Annotated in this window: 16 protein-coding genes and 2 pseudogenes; 10 read left to right on the plus strand and 8 right to left on the minus strand. The window is 70.5% G+C overall.

The window, feature by feature from the left end:
- Positions 1-345: 345 nt before the first annotated feature.
- Positions 346-1,008, minus strand: coding sequence for a response regulator (locus ABT078_RS15960; protein WP_351227985.1), 663 nt, complete (start codon positions 1,006-1,008; stop codon positions 346-348).
- A gap of 325 nt (positions 1,009-1,333) precedes the next feature.
- Between ABT078_RS15960 and pdhA the strand changes: the two genes are divergently transcribed.
- The 3 genes from pdhA to ABT078_RS15975 are packed head-to-tail and all read left to right on the plus strand — an operon-like array spanning position 1,334 to position 4,916.
- Entirely contained in the window at positions 1,334-2,497 is a 1,164-nt protein-coding gene (gene pdhA / locus ABT078_RS15965) for a pyruvate dehydrogenase (acetyl-transferring) E1 component subunit alpha (RefSeq protein WP_351227987.1), read from the plus strand.
- Positions 2,498-2,500: 3 nt separating this feature from the next.
- Positions 2,501-3,481, plus strand: coding sequence for an alpha-ketoacid dehydrogenase subunit beta (locus tag ABT078_RS15970; RefSeq protein ID WP_351227989.1), 981 nt, complete (start codon positions 2,501-2,503; stop codon positions 3,479-3,481).
- A 10-nt stretch (positions 3,482-3,491) separates the two neighbouring features.
- On the plus strand, positions 3,492-4,916 hold the full coding sequence (locus ABT078_RS15975; RefSeq protein ID WP_351227991.1) for a dihydrolipoamide acetyltransferase family protein: 1,425 nt from the start codon (positions 3,492-3,494) through the stop codon (positions 4,914-4,916).
- 342 nt (positions 4,917-5,258) lie between these two features.
- Here ABT078_RS15975 and ABT078_RS15985 read toward each other — a convergent pair whose 3' ends face one another.
- The gene (locus tag ABT078_RS15985) at positions 5,259-6,194 is read right to left on the minus strand and encodes a D-alanyl-D-alanine carboxypeptidase family protein (protein WP_502981229.1); all 936 of its coding nucleotides are present in this window, start codon (positions 6,192-6,194) and stop codon (positions 5,259-5,261) included.
- A gap of 180 nt (positions 6,195-6,374) precedes the next feature.
- Here ABT078_RS15985 and ABT078_RS15990 point away from each other — a divergent pair, with 180 nt between their 5' ends.
- Complete coding sequence (locus ABT078_RS15990) at positions 6,375-7,013, plus strand: GntR family transcriptional regulator (RefSeq protein WP_351227993.1); 639 nt, start codon at positions 6,375-6,377, stop codon at positions 7,011-7,013.
- Positions 7,010-8,311 (plus strand): MFS transporter, encoded by a 1,302-nt coding sequence (locus ABT078_RS15995; RefSeq protein WP_351227995.1) that lies wholly within the window; start codon positions 7,010-7,012, stop codon positions 8,309-8,311. The genes ABT078_RS15990 and ABT078_RS15995 overlap by 4 nt, the downstream gene beginning before the upstream one ends.
- A gap of 103 nt (positions 8,312-8,414) precedes the next feature.
- Here the strand turns inward: ABT078_RS15995 and ABT078_RS16000 are convergent, their stop codons facing one another.
- Positions 8,415-9,239 carry a maleylpyruvate isomerase family mycothiol-dependent enzyme gene (locus ABT078_RS16000; RefSeq protein ID WP_351227997.1) on the minus strand — a complete coding sequence of 275 codons (825 nt, stop codon included), beginning with the start codon at positions 9,237-9,239 and terminating at the stop codon, positions 8,415-8,417.
- A 164-nt stretch (positions 9,240-9,403) separates the two neighbouring features.
- Here ABT078_RS16000 and ABT078_RS16005 point away from each other — a divergent pair, with 164 nt between their 5' ends.
- Positions 9,404-10,216 carry a carbon-nitrogen family hydrolase gene (locus tag ABT078_RS16005; RefSeq protein ID WP_351227999.1) on the plus strand — a complete coding sequence of 271 codons (813 nt, stop codon included), beginning with the start codon at positions 9,404-9,406 and terminating at the stop codon, positions 10,214-10,216.
- A 246-nt stretch (positions 10,217-10,462) separates the two neighbouring features.
- Here the strand turns inward: ABT078_RS16005 and ABT078_RS16010 are convergent.
- Positions 10,463-10,831: pseudogene (locus ABT078_RS16010) on the minus strand (LURP-one-related/scramblase family protein); the annotation flags it as partial.
- A gap of 38 nt (positions 10,832-10,869) precedes the next feature.
- Here ABT078_RS16010 and ABT078_RS16015 point away from each other — a divergent pair.
- Positions 10,870-12,639, plus strand: coding sequence for an NHL domain-containing thioredoxin family protein (locus ABT078_RS16015; protein WP_351228001.1), 1,770 nt, complete (start codon positions 10,870-10,872; stop codon positions 12,637-12,639).
- 6 nt (positions 12,640-12,645) lie between these two features.
- On the opposite strand, the gene ABT078_RS16020 is transcribed toward ABT078_RS16015, so the two are convergent.
- The 3 genes from ABT078_RS16020 to ABT078_RS16030 all read right to left on the minus strand — a co-directional run bounded on the left by ABT078_RS16020 (position 12,646) and on the right by ABT078_RS16030 (position 16,882).
- Entirely contained in the window at positions 12,646-13,419 is a 774-nt protein-coding gene (locus ABT078_RS16020; protein WP_351228003.1) for a hypothetical protein, read from the minus strand.
- 130 nt (positions 13,420-13,549) lie between these two features.
- Positions 13,550-14,851, minus strand: coding sequence for a M18 family aminopeptidase (locus ABT078_RS16025; RefSeq protein ID WP_351228005.1), 1,302 nt, complete (start codon positions 14,849-14,851; stop codon positions 13,550-13,552).
- A 204-nt stretch (positions 14,852-15,055) separates the two neighbouring features.
- On the minus strand, positions 15,056-16,882 hold the full coding sequence (locus ABT078_RS16030; protein ID WP_351228007.1) for an acyl-CoA dehydrogenase: 1,827 nt from the start codon (positions 16,880-16,882) through the stop codon (positions 15,056-15,058).
- 399 nt (positions 16,883-17,281) lie between these two features.
- Between ABT078_RS16030 and ABT078_RS16035 the strand changes: the two genes are divergently transcribed.
- The 3 genes from ABT078_RS16035 to ABT078_RS16045 all read left to right on the plus strand — a co-directional run bounded on the left by ABT078_RS16035 (position 17,282) and on the right by ABT078_RS16045 (position 20,154).
- Positions 17,282-17,785 (plus strand): SseB family protein, encoded by a 504-nt coding sequence (locus ABT078_RS16035; protein WP_351228009.1) that lies wholly within the window; start codon positions 17,282-17,284, stop codon positions 17,783-17,785.
- Positions 17,786-17,910: 125 nt separating this feature from the next.
- Positions 17,911-18,867 (plus strand): pirin family protein, encoded by a 957-nt coding sequence (locus ABT078_RS16040; protein WP_351228011.1) that lies wholly within the window; start codon positions 17,911-17,913, stop codon positions 18,865-18,867.
- Between the two features lie 213 nt (positions 18,868-19,080).
- Entirely contained in the window at positions 19,081-20,154 is a 1,074-nt protein-coding gene (locus ABT078_RS16045; RefSeq protein WP_351228013.1) for an AI-2E family transporter, read from the plus strand.
- Here ABT078_RS16045 and ABT078_RS42695 read toward each other — a convergent pair.
- Positions 20,154-20,664: pseudogene (locus ABT078_RS42695) on the minus strand (ATP-binding protein); the annotation flags it as partial. The gene ABT078_RS16045 and the pseudogene ABT078_RS42695 sit on opposite strands and share 1 nt — an antisense overlap.
- Between the last annotated feature and the right edge of the window lie 558 nt (positions 20,665-21,222).

Genomic DNA, 21,222 nt, shown 5'->3' on the forward strand with positions numbered 1-21,222 from the left:
CGAGACGGCCAAGCCCTACCGCTGGACCTACGAGGGCACCCCGCTCAAGGCAGCCTGATCAACACCCTCCACGAACTTCCGCGGAGCAGCACTAGGTCCCGAAACGGACCCCTCGGGTCGGCCTTCAGCGGCTCAGCCCGGCCCCCGGACCCCTCGGGTCGGTCTTCAGTGGCTCAGCCCGGCCCCCGGACCCCTCGGGTCGGCCTTCAGCGGCTCAGCTCGGGCCCCGGACCCCTCGGGTCGGCCTTCAGCGGCTCAGCTCGGGCCCCGGACCCCTCGGGTCGGTCTTCAGTGGCCCGGGGCCGGTGCCCCGGACCTCAGCGGTGCGCCGCCGGCGGCGCATCCTCAGCGCGGTCGCTCCGCGTGCATCCTCGCGACATACGCCGCGGCCTGCGAACGCCGCTCCATGCCGAGCTTGGCGAGCAGGCTCGAGACGTAGTTCTTGATGGTCTTCTCGGCGAGATGCAGCCGCTCGCCGATCGCGCGGTTCGTCAGCCCCTCGCCGATCAGATCGAGGATCCTGCGCTCCTGGTCGGTCAGGCCCGCCAGCTTCGCGTCACCCTTGGAGGTGCTGCCGTCCCGCAGCCGCTCCAGGACGCGCGCGGTGGCGACCGGGTCGAGCAGCGACCTGCCCGCCGCCACGTCCCGTACCGCCGTCAGGAGCTCGGTGCCGCGGATCGCCTTGAGGACATAACCGGAGGCCCCGGCCATGATCGCGTCGAAAAGAGCCTCGTCGTCGGCGTACGACGTCAGCATCAGGCATTTGATGGCATCGTTGCGGGAACGAACCTCACGGCACACCTCCACCCCGCTGCCGTCCGGAAGCCGTACGTCCAGAACGGCCACGTCGGGACCGACGGCGGGAATCCTGACCAGGGCGTCCGCCGCCGTCCCCGCCTCCCCGACGACCTCGATGTCGCCCTCGACCGAGAGGAGCTCATGGACACCACGCCGGACGACCTCGTGGTCGTCAACCAGGAATACCGTGATTTTTCCCTCGTCAGGCACTAAATCAGTCTCACATATTCACTCTTCCCGTGCCCGGGGTGACCGGGATAACGTGCCCCTGTTCCGGCGGCCCGCAAGGCCGTGACCAGTGGTTGTTCCCGCTTTTCTCGATTTACTTGGAAATCCAAGCAAAATCGCAGGTCAAATGGGGTTTCGCAGTAATGCGGCCCACTGGGTAACGTGCCTTTGGCAGGGCGCTCGCCGGGGCACCTGTCACGCCTGTTCCCTGCCGAGCGGCACCCACCCCGTGCACGGGTACGGATACAGGCGAGCCGCACTGGTTCCCGGCGGACCCCGGGAGCCGGACAGACGGAGGAGCACGCACGTGACCGTGGAGAGCACTGCCGCGCGCAAACCGCGCCGCAGCAGTAAGCGCGCCGTTTCCGGCGCCGCGAAGAAGCCGCAGACGTCCGAGCCTCAGCTCGTACAGCTGCTCAACCCCGAAGGTGAGCGGGTCGAGCACCCGGAGTACGACATCGACCTGAGCCCCGAGGAGCTTCGCGGGCTCTACCGCGACATGGTCCTGACGCGTCGCTTCGACGCGGAGGCCACCGCCCTCCAGCGTCAGGGCGAGCTGGGTCTGTGGGCGTCGCTGCTCGGCCAGGAGGCGGCGCAGATCGGCTCGGGACGGGCCCTGCGCGACGACGACTACGTCTTCCCGACCTACCGGGAGCACGGCGTCGCCTGGTGCCGCGGGGTCGACCCGACGAATCTGCTCGGGATGTTCCGTGGCGTGAACCACGGCGGCTGGGACCCGAACAGCAACAACTTCCACCTGTACACGATCGTGATCGGCTCGCAGACGCTGCACGCGACCGGCTACGCGATGGGTGTCGCCAAGGACGGCGCGGACTCGGCGGTCATCGCGTACTTCGGTGACGGCGCCTCCAGCCAGGGCGACGTCGCCGAGTCCTTCACCTTCTCCGCGGTCTACAACGCCCCGGTCGTGTTCTTCTGCCAGAACAACCAGTGGGCGATCTCCGAGCCCACCGAGCGCCAGACCCGCGTGCCGCTCTACCAGCGCGCGCAGGGCTTCGGCTTCCCCGGCGTCCGCGTCGACGGCAACGACGTGCTGGCCTGCCTCGCCGTGACGCGGTCCGCGCTGGAGCGGGCCCGCCGCGGTGAGGGCCCGACGCTGGTCGAGGCGTTCACGTACCGGATGGGTGCCCACACCACCTCCGACGACCCCACCAAGTACCGGCACGACGACGAGCGGGCGGCCTGGGAGGCCAAGGACCCGATCCTGCGTCTGCGCACGTACCTGGAGAACGAGGGCTTCGCCGACGAGGCGTACTTCACCGCCCTCGACGAGGAGAGCGACACGCTGGCCAAGCGCGTGCGCGAGGCCGTCCGTGCCATGCCCGACCCGGACCCCATGGCGATCTTCGACAATGTCTACGCCGACGGGCACGCCCTCGTCGACGAGGAGCGCGCGCAGTTCGCCGCCTACCAGGCGTCGTTCGCGGACGCGTCCGGGGAGGGCAAGTAAGCCATGGCCGTAGAGAAGATGTCCCTCGCGAAGGCGCTCAACGAGTCGCTGCGCAAGGCCCTCGACACCGACCCCAAGGTCCTCATCATGGGTGAGGACGTCGGCAAGCTCGGCGGAGTCTTCCGGATCACCGACGGGCTCCAGAAGGACTTCGGCGAGGAGCGGGTCATCGACACCCCGCTCGCCGAGTCCGGCATCGTCGGCACCGCGATCGGGCTCGCGCTGCGCGGCTACCGTCCGGTCGTCGAGATCCAGTTCGACGGCTTCGTCTTCCCCGCGTACGACCAGATCGTCACGCAGCTCGCCAAGATGCACGCCCGCGCGCTCGGCAAGATCAAGCTGCCGGTCGTCGTCCGCATCCCGTACGGCGGTGGCATCGGCGCGGTCGAGCACCACTCCGAGTCGCCCGAGGCGCTCTTCGCGCACGTGGCCGGCCTCAAGGTGGTCTCCCCGTCGAACGCCTCCGACGGCTACTGGATGCTGCAGCAGGCCATCCAGAGCGACGACCCGGTGATCTTCTTCGAGCCGAAGCGGCGCTACTGGGACAAGGGCGAGGTCGACACCGAGTCCATCCCGGACCCGCTGCACGCCGCCCGCACCGTCCGCACCGGCAGCGATCTGACGCTCGCCGCGTACGGGCCGATGGTGAAGGTCTGCCTGGAGGCCGCCGCGGCCGCCCAGGAGGAGGGCAAGTCGGTGGAGGTCCTGGACCTCCGCTCGATGTCCCCGATCGACTTCGACGCGGTCCAGAAGTCCGTCGAGAAGACCCGCCGGCTCGTCGTCGTCCACGAGGCCCCGGTCTTCTACGGCTCCGGAGCGGAGATCGCCGCCCGCATCACCGAGCGGTGCTTCTACCACCTGGAGGCGCCGGTGCTGCGTGTCGGCGGTTTCCACGCCCCGTACCCGCCGGCCCGGGTGGAGGAGGAGTACCTTCCGGGCCTTGACCGGGTGCTCGACGCCGTCGACCGCTCGCTTGCGTACTGAGGAGAGGGTCGTGACGACGATGACAGACGCTTCTGCTCGTTTCCGTGAGTTCAAGATGCCCGACGTGGGCGAGGGACTCACCGAGGCCGAGATCCTCAAGTGGTACGTCCAGCCCGGCGACACCGTGACCGACGGTCAGGTGGTGTGCGAGGTCGAGACGGCGAAGGCGGCGGTGGAACTGCCGATTCCGTACGACGGCGTCGTGCACGAGCTGCGCTTCGACGAGGGCACCACGGTCGACGTGGGCACCGCGATCATCACGGTGGACGTGGCGCCGGGGTCGGGCGAGGCCGAGGAGCCGCCGCCGGCTGCCACCGAGCCGCCGCTCGCCGCCGCCGAGCCGGAGGGCGAGGCCAAGCCCAAGGGCCGCCAGCCGGTGCTGGTCGGGTACGGGGTCGCCGAGTCCTCGACCAAGCGCCGGCCGCGCAAGGGTGCGTCCGTACCCGAGCAGGCGCAGGCCGCGCAGGCCGCCCTGCAGGCCGAGCTCAACGGGCACGGGACCGCGCCCGAGGCCCCCGTCGCCGGCCGGCCGCTCGCCAAGCCGCCCGTGCGCAAGCTGGCCAAGGACCTCGGAGTGGACCTCGCCACGGTGGTGCCGAGCCGACCCGACGGGATCATCACCCGCGAGGACGTCCACGCGGCCGCCGCACCCGCCCCGGTCACCGCGCCCGCCCCCGCCGCCGTGCCGGCACAGGCGGCCGCAGCTGCTCCGGAGCCCGTCGTCGTGGGAGGCGCACGGGAGACCCGTCTCCCCGTCAAGGGCGTGCGGAAGGCGACCGCGCAGGCGATGGTCGGCTCCGCCTTCACCGCGCCGCACGTCACCGAGTTCGTCACGGTCGACGTCACGCGCACGATGAAGCTGGTCGAGGAGCTCAAGGCCGACAAGGACATGGCCGGGCTCCGTGTGAACCCGCTGCTCCTCATCGCCAAGGCGCTGCTGGTCGCGATCAAGCGCCACCCGGAGGTCAACGCCTCCTGGGACGAGGCGAACCAGGAGATCGTGCTCAAGCACTACGTCAACCTGGGCATCGCCGCCGCCACCCCGCGCGGTCTGATCGTGCCGAACATCAAGGACGCGCACGACAAGACGCTTCCGCAGCTGGCCGAGGCCCTCGGCGAGCTGGTCGCCACGGCCCGCGAGGGGAAGACGAGCCCCGCGGCCATGCAGGGCGGGACGGTGACCATCACCAACGTCGGCGTCTTCGGCGTCGACACCGGCACGCCGATCCTCAACCCGGGCGAGGCCGCGATCCTCGCGGTCGGTGCGATCAAGCTCCAGCCGTGGGTCCACAAGGGCAAGGTGAAGCCCCGTCAGGTCACCACGCTGGCGCTGTCGTTCGACCACCGGCTGGTCGACGGCGAGCTCGGCTCCAAGGTGCTGGCGGACGTCGCGGCGATCCTGGAGCAGCCGAAGCGGCTGATCACCTGGGCCTGACCGGACCCGTTCGACGAGGCGGCCCCGCAGGACACGTCCTGCGGGGCCGCCTCGTCATATCCGCTCAGCCCGCGACGGCCGCCGTCGCCTTGCTCGTGGCGGCGCCGCTCGCGTGCCCGGTGCGGCGCGCGGTGACCCGCACGGTGATCTTCTTGCCTCGCTGGGCGCTCTTGAGGACCAGGGTGGACTTGGTCGCTCCGGCGATCGCCCTGCCGTTCTCGTACCACTGGTAGGTGTACGAGGTCGGGGCCGGCGTCCAGGTGCCGCGGGTGGTGACATGGGTCGGGGTGCGGCCAACATGGTGGCCGCACCCCGGGGGTCTCTCGGTCGAGCGTCGCTCGGTCAGTCGCGCTGGGCGCCCTGCGGCAGCTTCCGCAGCTGCATCGTGGAGGCGGTGGTGGTGCCGAAGCCGTAGTCCAGCAGCTTCGCCGCGTCGGTGTAGCGGTTGGAGTCGTTCAGGACGACACCGATGACGGTCTTCGTGCCACGGGTGGCCGCGAAGACGAGGCAGGGGCCGGCCGGCGTGTTCGTGCCGGTCTTGAGGCCGTTGGCGCCGCTGTAGGAGCCGAGCAGCTGGTTCGTGTTGTACCAGGTGTACGTGCGGGTGCCACCGGTGCTCGTCTTCGCGGAGGCCTTGTAGGAGGTCGCCTTGACGATGGCGCGGAAGTTCACGTTGTTCATCGCGTAGCGGGCGATCTTCCCCAGCTCGCGCGGGGTCGTGTAGTTGTTGCCCGTCGTCGAGTTGCCGTCGAACGAGTCGAACTTCGTGTTCGTCAGGCCCAGCTCGGTGGCCTTCGCGTTCATCTTGCCGATGAAGGACTGGACACGGGCGGTTCGGGTGGTGCCGGTGCCGTAGGTCTCGGCGAGGGCCATGGCCGCGTCGCAGCCGGACGGCAGCATCGTCGCGTAGAGCAGCTGGCGCACGGTGAGCACATCACCGCTGCGCAGGTCCGCGGTGCTGGCGCCCTTGGCCGTCACGTAGTCGCGGTAGGCCTGCTTGGACGTCACCTTCTGGTCGAGGTTGACGCCCGGGGTGGACAGCACCACCGCGGCCGTCATGATCTTCGTCGTGCTCGCCATCTGGCGGCGGGTGTCCGCGGCCTTGTTGTAGAGCGGCGTGCCGTTCGAACCGAGCATCAGGTACGCGCCGCTGGCGGAGACGGTCGGCGCGGTGGCTGCCTGGGCGGGAGAGGCGGCCATGGGGGAGACGGTCAGCAGGACGCCGGAGGCGAGGGTGACCGCGGCGGCTCTGCGCACGCCCGTGAAGCTGTAATTCAAAGGGAACGCTCCGAGTTCGCGTAAGCGCTGAAAGGTGTCTGTGGGGCCAGAGGGAAACCTCGGCCCACGAAGGAGACACGTGAGGGTGGAAGAAGGATGTACGGAACCCGAAAGGTTCTCCGCATCCTGCATCGTGGACACGACTTCTGGATGCACCCCTGTTGTATCTAAGCTGTGTCCATGCCCGCCGCCCCCGCCGCCGAACGTGTCTACACCCACATCAAACAGGCGGTTCTCGACCGCCGTTACGAGGGCGGAACGCTCCTCACCGAAGGCGAGCTCGCCGAGGCCGTCGGCGTGTCCAGGACCCCGGTGCGCGAGGCGCTGCTGAAGCTGGAGATGGAAGGGCTGCTCAAGCTCTACCCGAAGAAGGGCGCGCTCGTCCTCGCCGTCTCCGCACAGGAGATATCGGACGTCATCGAAACCCGGCTGCTGGTCGAGGAGTTCGCCGTCCGCAAGGCCGTGCCCGCGCCGCCCGCGCTCATCGAGCGGCTGGAGGAGCTCGTGGAGCGGCAGCGGCAGCACGCCGAGGCCGGCGACCTCGCCGCCGTCTCCGCGACCGACCGCGCGTTCCACGCCGAGATCGTGCGCAACGCCGGCAACGAGATCCTCTCCCGCCTCTACGACCAGCTGCGCGACCGCCAGCTGCGCATGGGCGTCGCCCTGATGCACGCACAGCCCGACCGCGTCACCAAGAACATCACCGAGCACGCCGACATGCTGGACGCCATCAGAACCGGTGACACCGAAGCCGCGGCGGCCTGTGTGCACCGGCACCTGAGCTGGGTCAAGGTGCTGGTGCGGGGTGAGGAGCGATGACCGCCGCCGCCCTGTCCCTGCCGGGCGATCCACCCGGCGGCCGCCGCGCCTACACCGTCTGGGGCATCGGCGTCGCCGTGTACTTCGTCGCCGTCATTTTCCGTACGTCACTGGGCGTCGCGGGCCTCGACGCCGCCGACCGCTTCGACGTCAACGCCTCCGCCCTCTCCACGTTCTCCATTCTCCAACTGCTCGTGTACGCGGGCATGCAGATCCCCGTCGGCCTCATGGTCGACCGGCTCGGCACCAAGAAGGTCCTCACCCTCGGCGCCGTCCTGTTCACCGCGGGACAGCTCGGCTTCGCGCTCTCGCCCTCCTACGGCATGGCCCTCGCCTCCCGCGCGCTGCTCGGCTGCGGCGACGCGATGACCTTCATCAGCGTGCTGCGGCTCGGCTCGCGCTGGTTCCCCGCGCGACGGGGGCCGCTGATAGCCCAGATCGCCGCGCTGTTCGGCGTGGCGGGCAACCTCGTCTCGACCATCCTCATCTCGCGGCTGCTGCACGGACTCGGCTGGACCGCGACGTTCGCCGGGAGCGCGGCCGCGGGCGTGATCGTCCTCGTCCCGATGCTGCTCTTCCTGAAGGACCACCCCGAGGGTCACGAGCCCGCCCCGGCGACGCATGCCGGTGCCGCCTTCGTCCGCAGGCAGATCGCCGAGTCCTGGCGCGAGCCCGGCACCCGGCTGGGCATGTGGGTGCACTTCACCACGCAGTTCCCCGCCATGGTGTTCCTGCTGCTGTGGGGGCTGCCGTTCCTCGTCGAGGCGCAAGGGCTGTCCCGGGAGACCGCGGGCGAACTGCTCACGCTCGTGGTCGTCGCGAACATGCTCGTGGGCCTCGTCTACGGCCAGATCATCGCCCGGCACCATGCCGCAAGGGCACCGCTGGCACTCGGCACGGTGGGGCTGACGGCCGCGGTGTGGGGCGCCACCGTTGCGTATCCCGGTGAACACGCGCCGATGTGGCTGCTCATCACCCTGTGCACGGTGCTCGGCTCCTGCGGGCCGGCCTCGATGATCGGCTTCGACTTCGCCCGCCCCGCCAATCCGCCGGGACGGCAGGGCACGGCGTCCGGGATCGTCAACATGGGCGGCTTCGTCGCCTCGATGACCACGTTGCTCGCCGTCGGCGTGCTGCTGGACGCGACCGGCGACAACTACCGGATCGCGTTCTCGTCCGTCTTCGTGCTGGAGACGCTGGGCATGATCCAGATCCTGCGGTTGCGGGCGCGCACGGCGCGGCGCGAGCGGGAGCGGCTCGTGGCGAGCCGCGTGGAGGCCGTGCACGTACCGGTGTGAGCGGGCGTCACTCGGGCGGCGCGGCGGCGACGGCGGTGCGGTGCCGTCGGCGCGCCGCCGCGGGGCCCTCGGGACGGCCCCGCCCGCGCCGCGCCTGCATCGGTTACGGCGTGACCGCGAACGAGTCCAGGATCGCCGCGGCCAGATCCGCGTCGCCCTCGACCTTGATCCGGTCGGTGACGGCCGCGTGCCTGATCCGGCCGGCGGCGAGCCGTACGTACGTCTCCCAGTCCAGGGCCAACGTCGCGGCCGGGCCCAGCGAGGGAGCGCCGTCGATCGTGCCGTGTCCGTCCGCGTCGACGCGGACGGTCCGCAGGAAGTCCACGGGCCCGTTGACGTCGAAGACGACCGCCGAGTTCGGCGGGGCGCCCGCGTCCTTGGCGACGATCTTCGGCAGGAGCGCGAGGAAGTTGTCACGGGCGACGAGGGCGCCGGGGGAGTCCAGGTTGCCGGGCTCGCCGAGCGTCGTCCGCAGATCCTGCTCGTGCACCCAGATGTCGAAGGCCCGCATCCGGTAGGCCAGTTCCAGCGTCTGCTCGGCACCGAGCGGGGCGCGGACCATGGTCTCGGGCGAACGGCTCTCGTTCCGCAGCTGCCGGTTGCGCCGGATGATCGTGTACTCCAGCTCGGCGGTCATCTCGGGCGCGGTGTGGTGACGGCGCACATCGACCTGCATCTCCATGTAGCGCGAGAACTCGCTGCGTACGTGGTAGAGATCGCGGGGCAGGGTGTGGATCGGCCTCGGGTCACCGAGCATCTCGCACTCCATGCCGATGACATGCGACACGATGTCGCGCACCGACCATCCGGGGCACGGGGTCGCGCGGTTCCACTCCCCTTCCACGAGCGGCTGCACCAGCTCGGATATCGCTTCGATGGAGTGGGCCCAGGCGTCGGCATAGGTCTGGAGACTGGGATGGACGGTCACGGAACCCCTCGGCGGTTGTGCGCGGGCTGGGTGCTGGGCAGCTGTGGGGGTCCGGGGGTGGCCCCCCGGGAGAGAACAGTACGCTGCCTGTGGGCACCCCGGCAGTGCTTTCGTGTGACGATCGTAGGCCGTGCAGACGGCTCGAATGCCAGGACGGTGGTAGTGTGCGCGCCTCGCTGATCCAGATCGCAGTAGACCCGGGCGAATCGGTTGAATCCCGCAGGCAGCGAGCCGCGTCTCTCGTACGCGAGCAGGCCGGCGCCGACCTCGTCGTCCTGCCCGAGCTGTGGCCGGTGGGAGCCTTCGCGTACGAGCTGTTCGCGACGGAGGCCGAGCCGCTCGAGGGCCCCACGTACGAGGTGATGTCCAAGGCGGCGAGCGACGCCGGCGTCTGGCTGCACGCGGGCTCCGTCGTCGAACGTGCATCCGGCACAGGCTCTACCGCGAGTGACGGCCCGCTCTACAACACCTCCCTGGTCTTCTCCCCCACCGGCGAGCTCGCCCGGGTCTACCGCAAGATCCACCGCTTCGGCTTCGACAAGGGCGAGGCGGTGATGATGGCCGCGGGCACCGAGCTCGTCACCGTCCCGCTGCCCGACGCCACGCTCGGCCTCGCCACCTGCTACGACCTCCGCTTCCCCGAACTCTTCCGGGGCCTCGTCGACGCCGGCGCGGACGTCCTCGTCGTCGCGGCAGGCTGGCCCGAGCGCCGTCGCGCCCACTGGACCCTCCTCGCCCAGGCACGCGCCGTCGAGAACCAGGCGTACGTCCTCGCCGTCGGCAGCTCCGGCACCCACGCGGGCGTCGAGCAGGCCGGCCACAGCATCGTCGTAGACCCCTGGGGTGAGGTCCTCGCGGAGGCGGGCGCGGCGGAGGAGGTTCTCACCGTCGACCTCGACCCGTCGAAGGTCGCCACGACCCGCGAGCAGTTCCCGGCCCTCAAGGACCGCGTGCTGGGTCTCCCGGCACCGCGGTGAGCGCGCCGCGGAGCGTGTCGCGGTGAGCGCGTCGTGGTGAGTCTGTCCTGGTGAGCGCGTCGCGCGGGCTCGACCGCGACGGGACGATCGCCCGCGAGGGCGCGCCGACCCGGGTGCCGGACGCCTTCGGGCCCGTCGTGGCGGCTGCCCGCCCACGGTCGCCGGCACCTTCGGGAGCACCCGGCTGCACAGGGCCCACCTCCACGGCGGCGTCCCCCGCGGCACCGCCACCCCCGGCGTCTCCGACCCCGACCACTCGACCGCGAACTCCCGGTCCAGGATCTTCCCGCCGACATCCAGCTCCGTCCCGTCGGCCGGCCTCACCCGGAAGTGGTTCCGCAGCAGTGACAGCCGCTTTCTGCGCACGACGGCCAGGGACTCCCGGTCCCGCTCGATCGTCATCGCGTCGCGCAGGCCGGACAGCTTCTGCCGCAGTGTGACCAGCACCCGCCCGGCCGGGTCCTTCAGTTCCAGCGTGTCCCGCAGCCGCAGCCGCAGCCGCAGCCGCAGCCGCAGCGCCTTGCCGTCGACGGGAAAGGCGTGGCGGCCGCGGTCGTCGTCGACCCAGTAGTCGTCGCCGACGGCGAAGATCTTGTCGCGTACGAGGTGCCTCATGCGGAATGCGTACCCGCCGGGTGAGGTTGGATGGAGGTATGGCTACACGTGCACGCGTTCGGGCCCCCGAGCTGATCGGCAAGGGCGGCTGGCTGAACACAGGAGACAAAGACCTCAGCCTCGCCGAGCTCCGAGGACGCATCGTCGTTCTCGACTTCTGGACTTTCTGCTGCATCAACTGTCTGCACGTCCTGGACGAGCTCCGCGAGCTCGAAGCGAAGCACAGGGACACGCTGGTCTTCATCGGCGTGCATTCGCCGAAGTTCGTGCACGAGGCCGAGCACCAGGCCGTCATCGACGCGGTCGAGCGCTACGAGGTGCATCATCCGGTCCTGGACGACCCCGAGCTCGCGACGTGGAAGCAGTACGCCGTGCGGGCCTGGCCCACGCTCGTCGTGATCGATCCCGAGGGGTACGTGGTCGCGCAGCACGCCGGTGAGGGGCATGCGCATGCCATCGCGCGCCTGGTGGAGGAGCTGGAGACGGAGCACGAGGCGAAGGGGACGCTGCGGCGCGGGGACGGGCCGTACGTGCCGCCGGAGCCGGTCGCGACCGATCTGCGGTTCCCCGGGAAGGCCGTGGTGCTGCCGTCGGGGAACTTCCTGGTGTCCGACTCGACCCGGCATCAGCTGGTCGAGCTGGAGGCGGACGGCGAGACCGTCGTGCGGCGGATCGGGGACGGGGAGTTCCGGGAACCGCAGGGGCTCGCGCTGCTGCCCGACGGCAAGGTCGTCGTCGCCGACACCGTGAACCACGCGCTGCGCACGTACGACCCGGAGAGCGGCGCGATCGAGATCGTCGCCGGGACCGGGCGGCAGTGGTGGCGGGGGTCGCCGACCTCGGGGCCGGCCCGCGAGGTGGATCTTTCGTCGCCGTGGGACGTGGCCTGGTGGCAGGGCAAGGTGTGGATCGCGATGGCCGGCGTCCACCAGGTGTGGACGTACGACCCCGAGGCGGGGACGGTCCAGGTGGCCGCAGGTACGACCAATGAGGGGCTCGTCGACGGGCCGGCGGCCGAGGCGTGGTTCGCGCAGCCGTCCGGCCTCGCCGCCACCGACGACCGGCTGTGGATCGCCGACTCGGAGACGTCCGCGCTGCGCTGGATCGACACCGACGGGGTCGTCCACACCGCCGTCGGCACCGGGCTGTTCGACTTCGGGCACCGGGACGGGGCCGCGGAGCAGGCGCTGCTGCAGCATCCGCTCGGCGTGACCGCACTGCCGGACGGCTCGGTCGCGGTGTCCGACACGTACAACCACGCGCTGCGCCGCTACGACCCGGTGAGCGGTGAGGTCATGACCCTCGCCACCGATCTGCGCGAGCCGTCGGGCGCCGTCCTCGCCGGGGACGACATCGTGGTCGTCGAATCGGCCCGCCACCGGTTGACCCGGCTGCGGCTGCCCGAGGAGGCGGTGCGGGTCGAGGCGGTCGCCCACCGCACCCAGCGCGCCGCGACGGAGGTCGCTCCGGGGACGCTGCGGTTGGACGTCGTCTTCCAGGCCCCGGCCGGGCAGAAGCTGGACACCCGATACGGGCCCTCGACGCGGCTGCTCGTCTCCTCGACCCCGCCGGAGCTGCTGGCCGCGGGCGAGGGCGCGGGCACCGACCTGTTCCGGGAGCTGGAGCTGAACCCCGCGGTGACGGAGGGCGTCCTGCACGTCTCGGCGATGGCGGCGTCCTGCGACGACGACCCGGCGAACGAATACCCGGCCTGCCATGTGCACCAGCAGGACTGGGGCGTTCCGGTCCGGGTGACGGCCGACGGCGTCACCCGGCTGCCGCTCGTCCTCGCGGGGATGGACGCCTGAGGCCCCCTAGCCCACCAGCCCCTGCCGAGTCGAGGGCCTGCCCGCCGCCCCGTCGAGGCAGCCGGCCACCCACAACCCCGGGTTGTGGGTGGCCTTGCGGCCGCCGAGTCCTTCGGACTCCATGCGTGCACACCCCCCGGCGTCTCCGTGGTAGGCCCGGAGCCCCACGGGCCGCGAACCGGCGATGAACCAGTCGGAGAACCTGCCGTCCGCGTCCGTCCGCACGACCTCGTCGTAGGACCCGTTGTGGACGATCACGCTCGCGTCGGAGACAGGGCCGCGCTCGTGCGTGACCGGCTGCCACTCGAGGAGCCGGCCGCCGGCGGTGACCTTTTTGTCGTCGAGGGTCGGGTTCGGCCGGTCGACGCCGAATTCCGCGAAGTACCGCTGGGTGGTGTAGTCGTACCTGCCGGCGTTCCTGAGGGTCGTCTCGTCACCGTCGGCCTCTTTGACGACCAGGTCGACGGCGTAGACGCCGGCGGTTTCGAGCTTGACGTCGCTCGCGGTGATCCAGTCGCCCGACTTCCGGTCGCCCGTGGCGATTTCGAAGTCGTGGACCGTCTCGACGGCTTCGGTGTCACCCGGCCTGTGGACGACGGCGGTGACGCCGGTCACCTCGCTGTCGGCCTTGAGTTCGTCGACGAAGAGGTGGTCGAACTTCTGGCCATGGCCGCCGGCTCTGAGGACGGTCGGCCCTGCGACGGCGGATGCGGTGCCGGGCACCGCGAGTATGCCCAGTACCACGGACGTGGACAGGGCAAAGGACATGCTGCGCTTCATGTGTGCGTCCCCCCGGACGGTTCCAAGGGGCGCGTGAGGTGGTCGAACACGGTGGTCGAAGAGACGCGCCCCGAGATCGACATCCTAGATCGGGCGGGGCGCGCCGTACACCGCGTTCGGCGCGGGGGCGTCAGCCCTCCAGGAACGCCACCAGTGCGTTCGCCAGCAGATACGGGTCGTCCGCGCCGCACAGCTCACGGACGCTGTGCATCGACAGGATGGCGACCCCGATGTCGACCGTCCGGATTCCGTGCCGCGCCGCGGTGATCGGGCCGATCGTCGTGCCGCACGGCATCGCGTTGTTGGAGACGAACGTCTGCCACGGCACACCGGCGCGCTCGCACGCCGCCGCGAACACGGCGCGGCCGCTGCCGTCCGTCGCGTACCGCTGGTTGACGTTGACCTTCAGGATCGGGCCGCCGTTCGCGCGCGGGTGGTGCGTCGGGTCGTGGCGCTCCGCGTAGTTGGGGTGCACGGCGTGGCCGGTGTCGGAGGAGAGACAGACCGTGCCGGCGAAGGCGCGGGCCCGGTCCTCGAACGTACCGCCGCGCGCGAAGACCGAGCGCTCCAGGACCGAGCCGAGCAGCGGTCCGTCCGCGCCGGTGTCCGCCTGGGAGCCGTTCTCCTCGTGGTCGAAGGCGGCGAGTACGGGGATGTAGGGCAGTCCCTCGCGGCCGGACAGGGCGGCGAGTGCCGCCGTACCGGCGTGCACGGACAGCAGGTTGTCCATGCGCGGCCCGGCGACGAGTTCGCGGTCGCGGCCGAGGTAGGCGGGCGCCTCCAGGGCGTGGGTCATGAGGTCCCAGCCGGTGACGTCCCCGGTGGCGAGCCCCGACTCCTCCTCCAGGAACGAGATGAGGTCGCGCTCGCCGACGGAGTTGCCGAGGCCCCAGATGGGCTGCATGTGCTTCTGCTTGTCGAGCTGCAGGCCCTTCTCGTGGATCGAGCGGTCCATGTGGATGGCCAGCTGGGGCACGCGCAGCAGCGGGCGGTCGATGTTGACCAGGCGGGTCGTGCCGTCGCGCAGCGAGAGCCGGCCGGCGAGGCCGAGGTCGCGGTCGAGCCAGGAGTTGAGCAGCGGCCCTCCGTAGATCTCGACGGCGATCTGCCGCCAGCCGTGCGCGCCCATGTCGGGCTGCGGCTTGACGCGCAGGTTCGGCGAGTCGGTGTGGGCACCGACGATCCGGAAGGGGGTGTGCGGCGCCGCGCCCTCGGGGACGTACCAGGCGACGATCGCCCCGCCCCGCAGCACGTACTTCCCGCCGCTCGTCCCGTCCCAGGCCTCGGTCTCCTCGACCTGCCGGAAGCCGGCCTTGTCCAGGCGCGCGGCGGCGTTCGCCACGGCGTGGTACGGCGACGGGGAGGCCGCCAGGAAGGACATGAGGTCGTCGGTGTGGCCACGCTCGAAGCGGGAGGGTGCGCTGCTGCTCATGGTGTTCACCTTAACGACGGAACGGGGCCCGCTCCCGGGAAGGGAGGCGGGCCCCGTGCGAGGAGGCACTGCGGAGTCCGCACGTCCCCTTGTTCCGGATGGCTTCCGGATGGCTTCCGGAAGGATTCCGCGAGGGTCTCGGACCGGCCGTGACCGGAGTCCGTCCGGGTTCCGGACCGAACCCGGGCGGACTCCTCGTGCGGACTAGAACGCGGCCTCGTCCAGCTCCATCAGCTCGTTGTCGACGCCCTCGGCGATCTCGCGGGCGAGGGAGACGCCCGGCAGGACGTTCGCGGCGAAGAACTTCGCGGCGGCGATCTTGCCCTGGTAGAAGGTCTTGTCCTTGGCGGAGGCCGACTCCAGCTTCTCGGCGGCGACGGCCGCGCCGCGCAGCAGCAGATAGCCGACGACGACGTCGCCGGAGGCCATGAGCAGTCGTGTGGTGTTGAGGCCGACCTTGTAGATGTTCTTGACGTCGTCGCCGGTGGCGGTGAGGTCGGTCAGCATCCGGCCGACGATCGCCTCCAGGTCGACGGCGGCCTTGGCGAGCGCGTCACGGGCGCCGCCCAGCTCGTCGCCGCCTGTGCCGACCGCGAGGAACTTCTTGATCTCCTCGGCGAGCGCGTTCAGCGACTGGCCCTGGTCACGGACGATCTTCCGGAAGAAGAAGTCCTGGCCCTGGATGGCCGTCGTGCCCTCGTAGAGGGTGTCGATCTTGGCGTCCCGGATGTACTGCTCGATCGGGTACTCCTGCAGGTATCCGGAGCCACCGAAGGTCTGCAGGGACTGCGCCAGCTGCTCGTACGCCTTCTCGGAGCCGTAGCCCTTGACGATCGGCAGCAGCAGGTCGTTCAGGCCGTGCAGGGACTTCGCGTCCTCGCCGGCGGCCTCCTTGAGGGCGATCTCGTCCTGCACCGCGGCGGTGTAGAGGACGAGGGAGCGCATGCCCTCCGCGTACGCCTTCTGCGTCATGAGCGAGCGGCGCACGTCGGGGTGGTGCGTGATGGTGACCTTGGGCGCGGCCTTGTCCATGAACTGCGAGAGGTCCGAGCCCTGGACGCGCTCCTTGGCGTACTCCAGCGCGTTCAGGTAACCCGTGGACAGGGTCGAGATCGCCTTCGTGCCGACCATCATGCGGGCGAACTCGATGATCATGAACATCTGGCGGATGCCGTCGTGCTTGTCGCCGATCAGCCAGCCCTTGGCGGGGTGCCGGTCGCCGAACGTCATCTCGCAGGTGTTGGACGCCTTGAGGCCCATCTTGTGCTCGACGTTCGTCGCGTAGACGCCGTTGCGCTCGCCGAGCTCGCCGGTCTCCCAGTCGAAGTGGAACTTCGGCACGAGGAAGAGGGACAGGCCCTTGGTGCCGGGGCCGTGGCCCTCGGGGCGCGCCAGCACGTAGTGGAAGATGTTCTCCGACATGTCGTGCTCACCGGACGTGATGAAGCGCTTCACGCCCTCGATGTGCCAGGAGCCGTCCTCCTGCTGCACGGCCTTCGTCCGGCCGGCGCCGACGTCCGAGCCGGCGTCCGGCTCGGTGAGGACCATGGTGGAGCCCCACTGCTTCTCGACCGCGATCTCCGCGACCTTCTTCTGCGCCTCGTTGCCCTCGGTGAAGAGGATCCCGGCGAAGGCCGGACCCGATGAGTACATCCATATCGCCGGGTTCGAGCCGAGCACCAGCTCCGCGTAGGCCCAGATCAGGGAGCGGGGGGACGTGGTCCCGCCGATCTCCTCGGGCAGGCCGAGGCGCCAGTACTCGGAGTCCATGAAGGCCTGGTAGCTCTTCTTGAACGACGCGGGGACCGGCGCGGTGTTGGTCTCGGGGTCGAAGACCGGCGGGTTGCGGTCGGCGTCCTCGAAGGACTCGGCGAGGTCGTTCTCCGCGAGGCGGGCGATCTCGTTGAGGATGCTCTTGGCGGTCTCGACGTCCATCTCCGCGAACGGGCCGGTGCCGTACAGCTTGTCGCGTCCGAGGACCTCGAAGAGGTTGAACTCGATGTCGCGGAGATTCGACTTGTAGTGCCCCATGGCGACGGCTCCGTAAGGATCGGGGAGGCAGGGTTCCTCGTACCTCAGTACATCTATTACCAGCAAGTAGCCACGATGATGCTACCCGTCGGTAATAAGGCGCAACCCCGATCGTGCATCTGTGACGCGTCCCGCACGTCCCAGACGCTCGGGAGCGGTCACCGGTTGCCGGTCCCGTCGGCGGGCGGGACCCGCGCCGCGTGCCGGGGTTCGTGGCCGTCGGCGTGTCCGCGGTGTCCCGGATGCCGGAGGGAGGGCGTGGTCGGGTTCATGACTCCGGGTCAGCCCGGTTCACGGCATCGGTGGGGCCGGTGCCGGTACGCAGGGTCGCTGCGCCCTCACTCGGGAAGGGCCGGGGCCGGGCCCGGCGGCGGCCCCGGATCGGTAGTCTTGCGTCCCATGTACGGCTACGACCAGAACCCCGGTGCTCAGCAGCACTACGGCGCCCCGCCGCAGCAGCCGATGCCCGGTGCCGGCATGCCGGGGGGTGGTTACGGCGAGCAGGTCCCCGGGTACGGCCAGCAGCCGCTGTATCCCGAGCCGTCGCCGCCGTCGCTCGCGGACGCGGTGCGGGCCTTCACGACGGGATCGCTGTCCGCCGAGGACTTCCAGCAGATCTTCGCGACGTCGAAGGTGTACTGTCCGCGCGGCGACAACCCCGGGTTCCTGGCGCTGCACAACACGCAGCAGCCGGTGATCCCGATGTTCACCTCGCTCAAGGAGCTGCGGCGGTACGCGGGCAAGGAGTCCAAGTACTTCGTGATCACCGGTGCGGAGGTGATCGATCTGCTGCCGACCGGGTACGGCTTCGTCCTGGACATGGAGGGCGATCACCGGATGGTCTTCGACGCGAAGGCCGTGGAGCAGATGGTCGACTTCGCGATGCGTCGTATGTACGGATGAGCTGCCGTGCGGCCGAACGCGGCCGTCGTGACTCGCGCCCGGGAATTGATCCCGGGCGTTTTCGCGTTCAGGGTGGCAAGAAGTTCAGTCTTCAACTAAACTTGGTCGCACAAGGAGGTCCCGCCATGCCTGCAGTGACTGTCGAGAATCCGCTCACCCTGCCGCGCGTCGCCGCGCCCGCCGATGCCCAGGCGCGTCCCGTGCTCGCCGTGACCACGGCGCCCAGCGGCTTCGAAGGGGAGGGCTTCCCCGTGCGACGTGCGTTCGCGGGGATCAACTACAAGCACCTCGACCCGTTCATCATGATGGACCAGATGGGCGAGGTGGAGTACGCGCCCGGCGAGCCCAAGGGCACGCCGTGGCATCCCCACCGCGGCTTCGAGACCGTGACGTACATCATCGACGGCGTCTTCGACCACCAGGACTCCAACGGTGGTGGCGGCACCATCACCAACGGGGACACCCAGTGGATGACCGCGGGCGCCGGCCTTCTCCACATCGAGGCGCCGCCGGAGTCGCTCGTCATGTCCGGCGGCCTCTTCCACGGTCTGCAGCTGTGGGTGAACCTGCCGGCCAAGGACAAGATGATGCCTCCGCGGTACCAGGACATCCGCGGTGGTCAGGTCCAGCTGCTGACCAGCCCCGACGGCGGCGCGCTGCTGCGCGTCATCGCCGGTGAGCTGGACGGCCACCAGGGCCCCGGCATCACGCACACGCCGATCAGCATGGTCCACGCGACCGTGCGCCCCGGCGCCGAGATCAATCTGCCGTGGCGCGAGGACTTCAACAGCCTGGTGTACGTCCTCGCCGGTCGCGGCAGCGTCGGCTCGGACCGTCGACCGGTCCACAGCGGCCAGACCGCCGTCTTCGGCGCGGGCTCCTCGCTGACCGTCCGTGCGGACGAGAAGCAGGACTCGAACACGCCGGACCTGGAGGTCGTGCTGCTCGGCGGACAGCCGATCCGCGAGCCCATGGCGCACTACGGGCCGTTCGTCATGAACACCCGCGAGGAGCTGCAGCAGGCCTTCGAGGACTTCCAGAAGGGCCGGCTCGGGACCATCCCGGCCGTTCACGGTATGTGAGGCACCCCGCGATGCGGTGCCGGAAGCGGTGCCGGGCGCGGACGCCGTCCTGGCGACCGCGCCCGGCCCGCCGCCTGCCGGGCACGGTGACCGGGCATCTGATGAGGCGTCACCCGTCCGGCCCGGACGGGCGCGCCGTCGCGCACCGCAGATGATCGACTGGGGACCGTGCCCCCGCCGCAGCCCACCCCTCAGCCGCTTCTCCCCGCACCCGTGAGACGTCTTGCCGCCTGGTGCGGGGTCGCGCTGCTCGTCGCCGGAGTCGCCGCCGTCGGGGTGTGGCTGATCACCGTCTTCAAGACGGCAGTCGTCCCCGTGCTGCTCGCTCTGCTCGGCACCGCGCTCCTCGGCCCTCTGTACCGGCGGCTCGTCGGGATGAAGGTGCGGCGCTCCCTCGCCGCCGGGCTGACCTGTGTCGCCGTGGTCGCAGTCGTCGGCGGGGCCATGTACATCGTGGTCAACGCGCTGATCGAGAGCGGGGACCAGATCGTCTCCTCGCTCAGGCGGGCCGCTGCGGATCTCACGAAGCACTTCGGCGCCGCCGGGACCTCTCTGGACGACCTGGCGGCCAACTCCAAGGAACTGCTGACCAAGTTCGGCGGGACGGCCGCGTCCGGGGTGATCTCCGGTATCAGCGTCGTCGCCGAGCTGATCGCGATCGCTGTCCTCGCGCTGCTGCTGATCTTCTTCTTCCTCCGCGACTCGGACCGCGCGGTCACCACCCTGCGCGCGCTCGTGCCCCGTTCCGCCGGCGACATGGCGGAGGCGATGGCACGGCGGGCCTTCGGAGCCGTCGAGGGCTTCATGCGAGGGACGACGTTCATCGCGCTGATCGACGCCATCTGCATCACCGTCGGGCTGCTGATCCTGCGCGTGCCCGGCGCGATCGGCCTCGGCGCGCTCGTCTTCGTCTTCGCCTACATCCCGTATCTGGGGGCGTTCATCTCCGGCGCACTCGCCGTGCTCGTGGCGCTCGCCGACCGCGGATTCGTGATCGCGCTCTGGGCGCTCGGCGTCGTCCTCGCCGTACAGGTGCTGGAGGGCCACGTCCTGCAGCCGATGATCCAGAGCCGCACCGTGCAGATGCATCCGGTGGTCGTGATGCTGGCGATCACCGCCGGGGCGGGCATCGCCGGGATCCTCGGGATGCTCATGGCCGTGCCCCTGACCGCCGCCGCGTTCGGAGTGGTCGGTGAGCTGCGCAAGCGCTACGAATCCGTCGGCGAGCCCACCGAGGGACCCGGCGGCACCGCCTCCGGGGCGCCCTCCGGCGGACCCGGCTCCTAGAGCTCGAACCAGATCGGCTTGCCGTCGCCCCGCGGATCCACGCCCCACTCGTCCGCGAGCATCTCCATCAGCACCTGACCCCGCCCCGACGACGCCATCTCGCCGGGATGCCGTTCGTGCGGCGGCTCGTCGCCGGCGTCCGAGACCTCGACCCGCAGCCGCCGGCTCCCGTGCTCACCCGCCGCCTCCGCCACCAGCAGCGCGTCGCCATCGGTGTGCACGAGCACATTTGGTGACCATCTCGGAGACCATCAGCACCGCCGAGTCGACCTGCTCCCCGTCCGCCCAGTCGTGCAGCAGATCGCGCATCTGCTGCCGGGCGGCCGAGAGCCGCTCCGGCTCGGCCTGGGCGATGGCGAGGACGGTACGGCGCGGGGCGAGGCGGGGCGGCTTCCCCTGCCGGGACAGCAGCAGCACCGCGATGTCGTCCTCGCGCCGGTCCGCGAGCGGACCCGTCGTGCAGTGCGAGGCGGGCCCGTGCACGGCCTGGACGAGCGCGTCCGCGAGCTGGAGCGGCGCCAGTCGCCGGTGACGGGGGGCGCGCGGCGGACGTGCCGGGGTGGGGCTCGGCGACCTCCTGGAGGGTGCCGGTCAGCTGGTAGTCGCCGCTCTCGATGACCTGCTTGGAGCGGCTGCGCACGGTGCGCAGCACCCGGCCCGTGTCGTCCACGACGCGCAGCCGGGCCTCGGCGAGGGTGCCCTCGGAGAGGGCGAGATTCACGATGCCGTAGATCTCGTTCCAGTCGACCGGGTGAAAGCGGGAGCGCACGGTGGACACGGGGACGGTGCCGGCTTCGGAGGGCAGCCCGAGCAGCCGGGCGGCCTCGGCGTCGAGGGTGACGGTTCCGGAGGCGTTGTCCCAGCTCCACAGGCCGGTCGCGATCGCGGCCAGGACGTCCTCGGTGCACATTTTCCTACTGAATTCACGTGTCGTAGGCATTTGCACGCCGGGGTACCGGCGCCTCCCCTGGCGGTCCCGGGCACGGCAGGGCGCGGCCGACGCGTATTCCGGCAAGGGGGAACCCGGGCCGGACGGTAACCTGGGTGGGTCTGCCCCCATCTCCCTCG

Source organism: Streptomyces sp. NPDC002133, from assembly GCF_040296405.1.
GTDB lineage: Bacteria > Actinomycetota > Actinomycetes > Streptomycetales > Streptomycetaceae > Streptomyces.